The organism is Belnapia sp. AC561, from assembly GCF_979252845.1.
The window spans coordinates 175,745-188,039 of sequence record NZ_CEEDBP010000008.1 but is presented as its reverse complement, the minus strand read 5'-3'; the positions used below and the strand labels follow the sequence as shown (position 1 = coordinate 188,039).

Sequence of the window (12,295 nt, the reverse complement as noted above, 5' to 3'; positions counted from 1 at the left end):
TGGCGTCTTCCCCCTTGGCGCCTTCCCCCTCGGCGCCCATCCCCGTCCCGCCGCCTTGGGCCCGGGCCGGGCTGCTGGCGCTGGCGGCGCAGGACCCGCGGCTCGCCACCATCGAACCCGCCGCCGGGCCGCTGCCCTGGCGCAGCCGCGCCCCGGGCTTCCCCGGCCTGCTGCGGGCCATCTGCGGCCAGCAGATCAGCAACCAGGCGGCCGGCGCCATCTGGCGGCGCCTTGCGGCCCTGCCCGGCGCGCTGGAGCCGGCCGGGCTGCTGGCGCTGGATGATGCGACGCTCTGCGGCATCGCCGGCCTATCCCGGCCCAAGGCGGCGCATGCCCGCTCGCTGGCTGCCGCCTGCCTCGACGGCCGGCTGGACTTCGCCGGGCTGCGGGCGCTGGGCGATGCGGCGGCGGTCGCGCATATCGCCGCGGTGAAGGGTCTCGGCCCCTGGACCGCCGAGGTGCATCTGCTATTTGCCGAGGACCGGCCGGATATCTTCCCGAGCGGCGACCTGGCGCTGGCGGCCAGCGCGGCGCATCTGCTGGGGCTGGAGGCGCGGCCGGGGCCGAAGGCGCTGGCGGCGCTGGCACTGGGCTGGTCGCCCTGGCGGTCGCTGGCGGCGCGGCTGCTCTGGCACCACTGGCGCTTCGTCACCGGACGGCCGGCGGTGGAGGATGGCTGAGTTCAGCCCGGCTCCCCCGGCTCCGCCGCCCGCCGCCCCGCGACCAGTCCGCGGATCAGCACGTAGAAGACCGGCGTGAAGACCAGGCCGAACAGCGTCACCCCCAGCATCCCGAAGAAGACCGCGACGCCGACCGATTGCCGCATCTCCGCCCCCGCGCCGGCCGAGAGCACCAGGGGCAGCACGCCGAGGATGAAGGCGAGCGAGGTCATCAGGATCGGCCGCAGCCGCAGCCGGCAGGCCTCCACCACCGCATCCACCCGGTCGAGCAGGTGCTCGTCCTCGAGCTGCTTGGCGAATTCGACGATGAGGATGGCATTCTTCGCCGCCAGCCCGACCAGCACGACGAAGCCGATCTGGGTCAGGATATTCACGTCCTGCCCGGCCAGCCGCACGCCCAAGGTCGCCGCCAGCAGGCACATCGGCACGATCAGCAGCACCGCGAAGGGCAGGCTCCAGCTGCCGTACTGCGCCGCCAGCGCGAGGTAGACGAACAGGACGCACAACGGGAAGACCAGCAGCCCGGCGTTGCCTTCGGTTGCCTGCTGGAAGGACAGGTCGGTCCATTCGAAATCCAGCCCGTCCGGCAGCCTTTCCCGCGCCAGCCGGGCGACGGTCGCCAGCGCCGTGCCGGTGCTGACGCCGGGCATCGGCTCGCCGCTGATCTCGGCGGTGGGGTAGAGGTTGTAGCGCGGCACCCGGTCCGGCCCGGCCAGGTCCCGCACCTGGATCATGGTGCCGATCGGCAGCATCTGCCCGGCGCTGTTCCGCACCCGCAGCCGCCCCAGATCCTCCTGCACCCGACGGAAGCCGAGGTCGGCCTGGGCCGTCACCCGGAAGACCCGGCCGAGGGTATTGAAGTCGTTGACGTAGGAGGAGCCGAAATAGGTCTCCAGCGCATCGGTGATATCGGCCGCGGTCACGCCCAGCATGCGCGCCCGGGTGCGGTCGATGTCGACGAAGACCTGCGGCGTATCGACGGTGAAGGGGGAGAAGACCGCGGTCAGACCCGGGGTCGCCCGCAGCGCCGCGACCATTTCCTCGGTGCTGGCCGCCAGCAGCGCGGTGCCGCGGGCGCCGCGGTCCTCGAGCCGCAGCGCGAAGCCGCCGCCGGTGCCGATGCCGGGGACCGGCGGCGGCGGGATGACGATGATGAAGGCCTCCCGCACCTCGGCCAGCCGCCGGCGGATATCGGCGGTGATGGCCGTGGCGGTCAGGCCGCGCGGCCCGCGCTCCTCCCAGGACGCGAAGGTCGGGAAGAGCGCCGCGGCATTGGAGGCGACGGTGCGGGTCGCACCCGAGAAACCGGCGAAGCTCGGCGCGCCGGTGATGCCCGGCGTCTCCAGCAGGATGGCCTCGACCCGCTGCACCACCTCCGTCGTCCGCGCCAGGGATGCGCCGCCCGGCAGCTGCACCGAGACGATGAGGTAGCCGCGGTCCTGCGCCGGGATGAAGCCGCGCGGCGCGGTGGCCAGCAGCCAGCCGGCGGCGCCGATCAGCAGCGCATAGGCCGGCAGCATCACCCAGGGCAGGCCCACCACCACCCGCACCAGCCCGGCATAGACCTGCGCCAGCCGGTCGAAGCCGCGGTTGAAGCGGCCGAAGAACCAGCGCATCCCGCGCGCCGCCAGGTTCCAGGAGGGCACCGGCCTCGCCGCCGCATGCGAGCGCAGGATGAGCGAGGCGACCGCCGGCGAGAGGGTCAGCGAGCAGAAGCAGGAAAAGGCCGTGGCGACCGCGATGGTCACCGCGAATTGGCGGAAGAACTGGCCCGAGATCCCCGGCAGGAAGGCGGTCGGCACGAAGACGGCGCAGAGCACCAGCGCGATCGAGACCAGCGCCCCGCCCACCTCGTTCATGGTGTTGGAGGCGGATTGCCGCGGCGTCTCGCCGCCGTCGAGGTGCCGCTCGACGTTCTCGACCACGACGATGGCATCGTCCACCACGATGCCCACCGCCAGCACCAGGCCAAACAGCGTCAGGTTGTTGACCGAGAAGCCCAGCGCCGCCATGGCCGCGAAGGTGCCGACGAGGGAGACCGGGATGGCCAGCACCGGGATGATCGCCGCGCGCCAGCGCTGCAGGAACAGGATCATCACCACGACGACGAGGCCCACCGCCTCGAAGATGGTGTGGATCAGCCCGCTGACGCTCTCGGCGATGAAGCGGGTCGGGTCATAGGCGATGTCGTAGCCGAGGCCGGGCGGGAATTCCGCGGCGATGGCCGCCATCTCGGCGCGGATCAGCTTGGCCGTCGCCAGCGCGTTCGAGCCCGGCCGCTGGGTGATGGCCAGCGCCACCGCCGGCTTGCGGTGCAGGAAGCTGTTGGTGGTGTAGGTCAGCGCGCCGATCTCGATCCGCGCCACGTCGCGCAGCCGCACCACGCTGCCGGTCTCGCTCGCCTTGATGATGAGCTCGCCGAATTGCTCCGGCTCCATCAGCCGGCCGAGGAAGGTGAGGCTCGGCTGGAAGGCTTGGTCGGCGATCGGCGGCTCGGCGATGGTGCCGCCGGCGATCTGGACGTTCTGCGCCCGGACGGCGGCGACGATGTCGCCGGCCGTCAGCCCGAGGTCGGCGATGCGTTCCGGGTCGAGCCAGAGCCGCATGGCATAGTCACGGGCGCCGAACATGGTGATGTCGCCGATGCCGTCCAGCCGGTTCAGCCGGTCCTTCACCTGGCGCAGCGCGTAGTTCGAGATATAGAGCTGGTCGTAGCTGTCGTCGGGCGACAGCATGAAGGCGATCATCAGCAGGTCGGGCGCGTTCTTGCGCGTCGTCAGGCCCAGCCGGCGCACCTCCTCGGGCAGCCGCGGCGTGGCGATGGCGACCTGGTTCTGCACCAGCACCTGCGCCTTATCGAGATCGGTGCCCAGCTTGAAGGTGACAGTCAGGGTCACCCGGCCGTCGCTGGTGGACTGCGAGTACATGTAGAGCATGCCCTCGGTCCCGTTGATCTCCTGCTCCAGCGGTGTCGCCACGGTATCCGCGACCACCTGGGCGGAGGCGCCGGGATAGGCCGCCGTCACGACGATGGTGGGCGGCGCCACATCCGGGTATTCGCTGACCGGCAGGGTGACATAGGCGATGCCGCCGATGATCATCAGCAGGATGGACAGCACCATCGCCAGCACCGGCTGGCGGATGCCGAGCTGACCGAGACCGTTCACCGCCCCGGTCCCGTCAACGGGCCATGCCGGCGGGGGCGGGCCCGGTCAGCATCGTCTCGGCCGGCGGCGGCGCCGGGATGGGCTGGCGGTCCGGCGTCACCGGCTGGCCGACGCGGATGCGCTGCAGGCCATTGGTCACCACCACATCCCCCGCCGCCAGCCCCTGGCGGACCACGCGCAGCCCGTCGATCAGCCGGCCGAGCTGCACCTCCCGCATCGAGACGACGTTGCCCGGGCCGAGGACGAAGACCACCTTGCGGGTCTGGTCGGTGCCGATGGCGGCATCCGGCAGCAGCAGCGCCTCATAGGGCAGCCCCGCCGGCACCCGGATGCGGGCGAAGATGCCGGGGGTGAAGAGCTCGTTCGGATTGGCCAGCCGGGCCCGGGCGCGCACCGTGCCGGTGCTGGCATCCGCGACATTGTCGACGAAGTTGATGGCGCCGCGGTGCCGATAGGCGGTCTCGTCCCCGAGCGAGAGCAGGATCGGCGTCGCGTTGTCGCGCGAGGAAGGCTGGCCCGCATCCACCCGCAGCCGCACGTAGCGCAGGAAGGCCGCCTGATCGACGTCGAAATAGACCTCGATGGGGTCGAGCGAGACGATGGTCGCCAGCAGGGTCGCCCCGGCATCGCCGCCGGCGACAAGGTTGCCGGGCGTCACCAGGTGCCGGCCGATGCGGCCGCCGATCGGCGCCGTCACCCGCGTCCATTCGAGGTCGAGGGCGGCCCGCTGCAGTTGCGCCTCGGCGATGGCGATGGCGGCCTGGGCGGAGCGCACCGCCTCGGCCCGCTGGTCCACCGTCGCCTCCGGCACCGCCTGGCTGCGCCGCAGCTCGTTGGCCCGGCCGAGCTCGCGCATGGTGAGATCGGCGCGCGAGCGGGCCTCGGCCAGCCGTCCCTGCACCTCGGCCAGCGCCGCCTGGTAGGGGCGCGGGTCGATGGTGAACAGCAGGTCGCCGCGCCGCAGCACTTGGCCATCGGTGAAATGCACGCCCGCCAGGGCGCCGCCCACCCGGGCGCGTACCTCCACCCGCTCGGCGGCGGCGAAGCGGCCGGTGTAGTCGTCGGTATCCATCACCCGTCGCTGCACCGGCTGGCCGACCGTCACCACGGGCGGCTGCTGGGCCCGGGCGGCCGGCGCCAGCAGCGCCAGCCCCAGCAGTGCCAGACCCAGCAGCGGGGCAGCCGGGATCCCGCGCAGGGCCGAGGTTCGGCGGTCCGCCGCGGGCGGCGCCATGCCCGCCCGCGTCCGACCTCGGCCCCGGCGCAAGATGGCCCGGCGCAAGATGGCCCGGCTCAGGATGCCTCGCTCAGGGCTTGCTGGCGGGGATGCGCGGCAGCGGCTGCACGCCGCCGACATCGGTGCCCGGCATGCCGGAACGGGTGACGACCGGGCGGCCCTCCCCGGTATTGCCGGTGATGGTGGCGGTGCCGGCGGAAGCATTGGCGCTATGCGGCTGCGCGGCGCCTTCGGTGCGCAGCGGCGGTGCGGCGGTGCCACGGCTTTCCCCGGCGATCGGCGGGCCGGAGGGCGCCGAGACATCGGCGCAGGCGGCAAGCGCGACCAGCGCGGCGAAGAGGGCAATCCGGGAGATCATGGCGGCGTCCTTCGTGAGTGTTTCGCTGCCCGATCATCGTCCCCGGGGGGACCGGGGCGCTTGCACCCGGTTGCGTCGGACAGCCCGAGGTTGCGCTGAAATGATCCGGGCCTCTTGTCCTTTCGTGCTGTCATTCCCTGGCCGCCGGGGTTTCGTTCAGGTCATGCCGCCGCGGGCGCAGTCCCAGGCCACCTCGATCAGCCGGGCCAGCACATCGGCTTCCGCCGCCTGGCGCGGCGCGGCGACAAGGACCAGGCCGGGCGGGAGGCCGCGCCGCCCCGCCGCCGGATGCGGCACCGCCCAGAGCATGCGGATCGCGGCCTGGTGCCAGGCGGCAGGCAGCGGCAACAGCAGGCTGCCGTCCGGCAACGGCTGCAGCCGGGCGAATTCGGTCTCCGCCAGGAAGGCCTCGGCCGGGCCCCGCGCCATCTCCGGCGCCAGGAACAGGCCGAGCGACCCCGGCTCGGCCGCCAGCCCCGGCCGCGCGAGGCCCGGGCCGGTGACCACGCCGGCCAGCCGCGCCAGGGCGCGGTCCAGGGTGCGCTGCCGGGCGGCGAGCGGCGCGGCCCGGTCCGGCTCCTCCCCGGGCAGGGCGCGGGGCGGTGCCTTGTCCCGCAGCGGCAGGGAGGCGGGTGGTGCGGGACCATTCATGGGTGACGTCAGCCGGCGGTGGTGGCGGCCGGCTCCGGCAGGCGGTCCCGGACCGGCGGCCCGCCGGTGCGCAGGGCGGCCGGCCCCGCCGCATCCACCGCGGCCCCTTCCGCCGCAGCCTGGTCCAGCAGCGCCGCCCGCCAGGCGCTGGGAGTCGTGCCCAGCAGCCGGCGGAAGGTGGCGGTCAGATGCGCATGGGAACAGAAGCCGGCCTCGATCGCGGCATCGATCAGCGGCAGGCTGGCATCGGCCAGCAGCGCCTGCGCCCGTTCCAGCCGCCGCCGCATCAGCCAGGCCTGCGGCGCATGGCCCGTGGTCTGCTTGAAGGCCCGGCTGAAGTGGAAGACGCTGAGCCCGGCGACCGCCGCCAGCTCGGCCAGCCGGATGGTGCGGCCCAGGTTCTCCGCGGCGAAGGCTTCCACCCGGCGCAGCCGCCAGGCGGCCAGCCCGCCGCCGTCGTTGCCGGCCACCGGCACCCGCGCCAGCATCGCATCGGCCAGCCGCGCCACCAGAGCGTCGCCCAGCGGCCCGGTCACCGGGCCACGGTCGCCCCGCTCCACCGCCTCCGCCAGCCCGCGGATCAGCGGCACCAGCAGGGGATCGCGGATCCGCAGGGTGGCGCCGCCGGCCAGCGGCTGGCCTTCCAGCTGCGCCAGCATGGTGCGCAGCGGCGCATCCCCGATCAGCAGCAGGATGCCGCTGGCGCCGAACCACTGCGGCGGCGCCGGCTGCGGCCCGAGCACGACCAGGATCTCGCTCGGCAGCAGCGGCGCCGGGCGCACGCCGAGCCCGATCCGGCCGCCGCCGGCCGTGGGCAGGAAGACGAGGTGGTCATGCCGGCCGAGGGCCAGCGGGAAGCCGCCGCTGAGCCGCACCAGGTGATGCAGCCGGATGCCGCCGGCCGGCGTGGGCCGGTCCCAGAGCAGGGGATCGGCGAAGGGAGACGCAATTGCCATTCTCGGTGGATGCTCCGCCGGATGCACCAATGCGGCCTGGCACCGCGACGATGGCGAGGGGCGCAGTCACGTCCCCCGCGGCGGCATGCCACGCCCCGTTCGGAACATTCTGCGGCGGCCGATGTCGGGGTGTTCATGAAAACTGCGCAACGTTGAACTTTCCCTCATCATCCGGATCATTCGACCTCGAGCCCGCCCTCCTGCTCCAGCCTCGCCAGGATCGACCCGGTGCCGGGGCCGTCGCTCCAGGCCGGGGCTTCCAGCCGGGCCAGCAGCGCCGCCGCCTCCTCATGCATCGCCAGCCGGTGGTCGAGCAGGCGGACCGCCGCCGCATCGCCGATATCCTCGATCGCCACCCGCACGCAGCGGATGGCGGCGGCGATGGCGGCATGGTCGGCGGCGAGCTGCGCCGCCATCCGCAGGGCCGCGGGCACGCCGCGTTCCTCGGTCAGGCCGGTCAGCGCCAGCAGGTCGGCGCAGGATCCGGGCGCCGGATGCTCCAGCACCCGCAGCCGCCGCGCCAGCGCCTCCAGCGCCTGCTGCAGGTCCTGCTGCTGCGCCAGCAGCACGCCGTCCAGCAGCAGCGCGGCGGTGCCGCAGGCATTCCAGCGGAAGCCCTGGATCTTGGCGGCGAGCACCGCCGTATCGGCCAGGATCCGTGCCAGGGCCACGGCGACGACATGCCGGTCGGCGGCAGGCACGCGGCAGTCGGCGTCCATGCGGCGGCTCCTCCGGCAGGCGCCCGGCCGCGGGCCCCATGCCTCATCCCGGCAGCCTAGCCTGGCCTGGCATGCCCCCTCTCGCGCCGGATTGCGGCGGGACGCGCCGGCTTGCGGTCTCCGCGGCGAAGCCGGGCGCGCGACGGCGGGCGCACCATTGTGCAAGCCAGCCCGGCCCCGCCGCCGCATCATGCCGCCCGATGCCGGCGATCGCCGCCGGATTGGAGGGGATCAGCCCGATGCCGATTGCGCCCGCCGCACCACCCGACCTCATCCTGCACCACGGCCGCATCACCACGCTGAATCCCGGCCAGCCGGAAGCCCAGGCCATCGCGGTGCGGGACGGGCTGGTGCTGGCGACCGGCAGCGATGCCGAGCTGCTGCCGCTGGCCGGCCCGGCGACGCGGCTGGTGGACCTCGGCGGGCGGCGGGTGATCCCGGGCCTCGCCGACAACCACATCCACATCATCCGCGGCGGGCTGAACTACAACCTCGAGCTCCGCTGGGACGGGGTGCGCAGCCTGGCCGATGCCATGGACATGCTGCGCGCCCAGGTCGCCCGCACCCCGGCGCCGCAATGGGTGCGCGTCGTCGGCGGCTTCACCGAGCACCAATTCGCCGAGAAGCGCCTGCCGACGCTGGCGGAGATCAATGCCGTCGCGCCGGAGACGCCGGTCTTCATCCTGCACCTTTATGACCGGGCGCTGCTGAACGCCGCCGCGCTGCGGGCCGCCGGCTATGGCCGCGACACGCCGAACCCGCCCGGCGGCGAGATCCAGCGCGATGCCGCCGGCAACCCGACCGGCCTGCTGCTGGCCCGGCCGAATGCGATGGTCCTCTACGCGACGCTCGCCGCCGGGCCGAAGCTGCCGCCGGAGTACCAGCTCAACTCGACCCGGCACTTCATGCGGGAGCTGAACCGCCTCGGCGTCACCAGCGCCGCCGATGCCGGCGGCGGCTTCCAGAACTTCCCCGACGACTACGGCATCATCGACCAGCTCCACCGCGCCGGGGAGCTGACGGTCCGCATCGCCTATAGCCTCTTCACCCAGAAGCCGAAGGGGGAGCTGGCGGATTTCACCCGCTGGACCGGCATGGTGAAGCCCGGCGACGGCGACGCCATGTACCGCCACAACGGCGCCGGCGAGATGCTGGTCTTCACCGCCGCCGACTTCGAGGATTTCCGCGAGCCGCGCCCGGAGATGCCGGCGGCGATGGAGCCCGACCTCGAGCCGGTCATCCGCCTGCTGGCCGAGCACAAATGGCCCTTCCGCCTGCATGCGACCTATGACGAGACCATCTCCCGCGCCCTCGATGTCTACGAGAAGGTCCACCGCGACATCCCGATCGATGGCCTGCACTGGTTCATCGACCATGCCGAGACCATCTCCGACCGCAACATCGAGCGCATCGCCCGGCTCGGCGGCGGCATCGCGGTGCAGCACCGCATGGCCTACCAGGGCGAATATTTCATCGAGCGCTACGGCGCCGCCGCGGCCGAGCGCACGCCGCCGGTCGCGCGGATGCTCGAGCTCGGCGTGCCGGTCTCGGCGGGGACGGATGCGACCCGGGTCGCCAGCTACAACCCTTGGGTCTCGCTCTCCTGGCTGGTCACCGGCATGACGCTCGGCGGCCAGCGGCTCTATCCCCCGCGCAACCGGCTGGACCGCACCCAGGCGCTGCGCCTCTGGACCGAGGCGACCGCCTGGTTCACCCGGGAGGAAGGGCTGAAGGGAAGGCTGCAGCCGGGGATGTATGCCGACCTCGCGGTGCTGACCGAGGACTACTTCGGCGTGCCGGAGGACCGGATCCAGGACATCGAGAGCCTGCTGACCCTGGTGGGCGGCCGCATCGTCCATGGCGCCGGGGATTATGCCCCCCTCGCCCCGGTGCTGCCGCCGCCGATGCCCGACTGGTCCCCGGTGCGGCATACCGGCGGCTACAAGTCCCGGCTGCGGGCCGAGGCGGTGGACCCGAACCGGACGCTCGCCCGGCTGGCCGCGGCCTGCGGCTGCGGCACCGCCTGCGGCGTCCATGGCCATGCCCATGCCTGGGCCCGCCCCGCCGCGCCGGTGCGCGACGAGGGCGGCTTCTGGGGCGCCCTCGGCTGCCTCTGCTGGGCCGTCTGAAACCCCCTTCTGCGTCAAGGAATCCCGCCATGCCCTTCATCACCACCACCGACGGCATCGAGCTGTTCTACAAGGACTGGGGCCCGAAGGAGGCCACGCCGCTGGTCTTCCACCACGGCTGGCCGCTGACCGCCGACGACTGGGACGCGCAGATGCTGTTCTTCCTGCACCAGGGCTTCCGCGTCGTCGCGCATGACCGCCGCGGCCATGGCCGGTCCAGCCAGAGCTGGACGGGCAATGACATGGATACCTATGCCGACGACGTCGCCCAGCTCACCGCCGCGCTCGGCCTGAAGGGCGCGATCCACATCGGCCATTCGACCGGCGGCGGCGAGGTCGCCCGCTACCTCGGCCGGCACGGCACCGGCCGCGTCGCCAAGGCGGTGCTGATCGGCGCCGTGCCGCCCATCATGGTGAAAACGGAGGCCTATCCGAACGGCCTGCCGGCCGCGGTCTTCGACGGCATCCGCGACGGCGTGGCCAACAACCGGGCGCAATTCTACCAGGACCTCACCCTGCCCTTCTACGGCTTCAACCGGCCGGGCGCCGTGGTCTCGCAGGCGGTGCGGGACAATTGGTGGCGCCAGGGCATGATGGGCTCGGTGAAGAGCCACTACGACTGCATCGAGGCCTTCTCCGCCACCGACTTCACCGCAGACCTCGGCAAGATCGACGTGCCGGTGCTGGTGATGCATGGCGACGACGACCAGATCGTGCCGATCGGCAATGCCGGGCTGCTCTCGGCCAAGCTGATCAAGGGCGCGACCCTGAAGGTCTATCCCGGCTATCCCCATGGCATGGCGACGACCCATGCGGCCGAGATCAACGCGGACCTGCTCGCCTTCATCAAGGGCTGATCAGGCCGCCCTGGGACTAGGCAGGGCGCGGTGCCGGGTCGAAGCCATCCGGCACCACCCCGCGCGGGGCGATGAAGTCGTAGGGGCCACGGGCGAGGAACTGGCCCGTCCCCGGCTCCGCCTGCACCACCCCGTCGCGCATCACCACCGCGCCGCGGCGGACCGTCGCCACCGGCCAGCCGGTGACCTCCAGCCCCTCATAGGGGGTGTAGTCGATGGCATGCTGCATCAGCGCGTTGGTGATGGTGACCTTCTTCTTCGGATCCCACAGCGCCAAGTCGGCATCGGCGCCGATCGCGATGGCCCCCTTGCGCGGCGCCAGGCCCATCAGCCGGGCCGGGTTGGTCGCGGTCAGCCGGACGAAGTGGTCGAGCGTGATGCGGCCCTTCGAGACGCCCTCGCTGAACAGGATCGGCAGCCGCGCGGCGAGGCCGGGGATGCCGTTCGGGATGTCGCGGAAATTGGCGTCGCGGCCGCTCGACGCCTTGCCGGCGCCGGGCTTGCCCATGCTGAAGCCGCAGTGGTCGGAGGAGACGACGTCCAGCGTGCCGCGCCGGATCATCTCCCAGACCTTGGCCTGTTCCGCGGCGCTGCGCGGGCTCGGGCTGCACATGAAGGCGGCGCCCTCGAAGCCGGGCCGGTCCATGTCGGCGGCGGTCAGCGCCAGGTATTGCGGGCAGGTCTCGCCCCAGACCTTCACCCCACGATGCTGGGCGCGGGCGATCTCCTCCGCCGCCTCCTCGCAGCTCACGTGGAAGACCTGGATCGGCTGGTCCACCAGCTCGGCCAGGGCGATAGCGCGATGCGTCGCCTCCCGCTCCACCACCGGCGGGCGCGACCAGGCGTGGTATTTCGGCGCGGTCAGGCCGGCCTTCAGCAGCGCCTCGGTCCGCCAGTTGATCGCGGCGTAATTCTCGCAATGCACGGTCACCAGGCAGCCGTGCTTCCGCGCCGTCACCAGCACCTTCAGGTATTGCTCGTCCGGTAGGTGCAGCGGCTCATAGGTCAGGAAGACCTTCAGGCTGCGGATGCCCTTGGCGACGATCTGCGGGACCTCGCGCTCCAGCACGTCCTCGGTCGCATCGCTGATGATCTGGTGGAAGCTGTAGTCCACCATGCCGCGGGCGGCGCGGGCCTCGTAGTCGGCCAGCCGGGGCAGGATCCCCTCCCCCTTCCACTGCGGCACGAAGCAAACGACGCTGGTGGTGCCGCCGGCGAAGGCGGAGACGCTGGCCGAGCCGAAGCTCTCCTCCTGCACCGTCACCTCGGTGGCGGGCGCGCCGCCGGCGCTGGTATAGCCGCCGCGGGAGGGTTCCTCGATGTGGCAGTGGGTGTCGGCGCCGCCCGGCAGCACCAGCAGCCCATCGGCATCCAGGGTCGCCGAGCCGCCGGGGATGTTTTCGGCCAGGGCGACGATGCGCCCGCCGCGGATGCCGATGTCGCAGCGCATGGTGCCGAGGCCGCTGGCCACCGTCCCGCCGCGCACCACCAGATCGTAATCGGCCATCGTCGTCTCCCGCGCTGTCGCGGGGATGATGCCG

The 12,295-nt window shown here is 72.7% G+C and carries 10 protein-coding genes; 3 read left to right on the top strand and 7 right to left on the bottom strand.

Going from position 1 to position 12,295, the window contains the following annotated elements; genetic code table 11:
• On the top strand, positions 1-680 hold a 680-nt coding region (locus AC0IW9_RS09555), incomplete at its 5' end, for a DNA-3-methyladenine glycosylase family protein (protein WP_471648001.1).
• A 2-nt stretch (positions 681-682) separates the two neighbouring features.
• Here the strand turns inward: AC0IW9_RS09555 and AC0IW9_RS09550 are convergent.
• The 6 genes from AC0IW9_RS09550 to AC0IW9_RS09525 all read right to left on the bottom strand — a co-directional run bounded on the left by AC0IW9_RS09550 (position 683) and on the right by AC0IW9_RS09525 (position 7,768).
• Positions 683-3,847 carry an efflux RND transporter permease subunit gene (locus AC0IW9_RS09550; RefSeq protein ID WP_471648000.1) on the bottom strand — a complete coding sequence of 1,055 codons (3,165 nt, stop codon included), beginning with the start codon at positions 3,845-3,847 and terminating at the stop codon, positions 683-685.
• A 13-nt stretch (positions 3,848-3,860) separates the two neighbouring features.
• Positions 3,861-5,081, bottom strand: a complete 1,221-nt coding sequence (locus AC0IW9_RS09545; protein ID WP_471647999.1) for an efflux RND transporter periplasmic adaptor subunit — start codon at positions 5,079-5,081, stop codon at positions 3,861-3,863.
• Positions 5,082-5,154: 73 nt separating this feature from the next.
• Positions 5,155-5,442 (bottom strand): hypothetical protein, encoded by a 288-nt coding sequence (locus AC0IW9_RS09540; protein WP_471647998.1) that lies wholly within the window; start codon positions 5,440-5,442, stop codon positions 5,155-5,157.
• A gap of 156 nt (positions 5,443-5,598) precedes the next feature.
• Positions 5,599-6,093 (bottom strand): luciferase domain-containing protein, encoded by a 495-nt coding sequence (locus AC0IW9_RS09535; protein WP_471647997.1) that lies wholly within the window; start codon positions 6,091-6,093, stop codon positions 5,599-5,601.
• Positions 6,094-6,101: 8 nt separating this feature from the next.
• A complete protein-coding gene (locus AC0IW9_RS09530; RefSeq protein ID WP_471647996.1) occupies positions 6,102-7,049 on the bottom strand; it encodes a helix-turn-helix transcriptional regulator in 948 nt (315 codons plus the stop codon).
• Positions 7,050-7,225: 176 nt separating this feature from the next.
• Positions 7,226-7,768 (bottom strand): ferritin-like domain-containing protein, encoded by a 543-nt coding sequence (locus AC0IW9_RS09525; RefSeq protein ID WP_471647995.1) that lies wholly within the window; start codon positions 7,766-7,768, stop codon positions 7,226-7,228.
• Positions 7,769-8,007: 239 nt separating this feature from the next.
• Between AC0IW9_RS09525 and AC0IW9_RS09520 the strand changes: the two genes are divergently transcribed.
• Both AC0IW9_RS09520 and AC0IW9_RS09515 read left to right on the top strand, forming a co-directional pair.
• Positions 8,008-9,897 (top strand): amidohydrolase, encoded by a 1,890-nt coding sequence (locus tag AC0IW9_RS09520; protein WP_471647994.1) that lies wholly within the window; start codon positions 8,008-8,010, stop codon positions 9,895-9,897.
• Positions 9,898-9,926: 29 nt separating this feature from the next.
• Positions 9,927-10,754, top strand: a complete 828-nt coding sequence (locus AC0IW9_RS09515; protein ID WP_471647993.1) for an alpha/beta fold hydrolase — start codon at positions 9,927-9,929, stop codon at positions 10,752-10,754.
• Between the two features lie 16 nt (positions 10,755-10,770).
• On the opposite strand, the gene hydA is transcribed toward AC0IW9_RS09515, so the two are convergent.
• Positions 10,771-12,261 (bottom strand): dihydropyrimidinase, encoded by a 1,491-nt coding sequence (gene hydA, locus AC0IW9_RS09510; RefSeq protein WP_471647992.1) that lies wholly within the window; start codon positions 12,259-12,261, stop codon positions 10,771-10,773.
• Between the last annotated feature and the right edge of the window lie 34 nt (positions 12,262-12,295).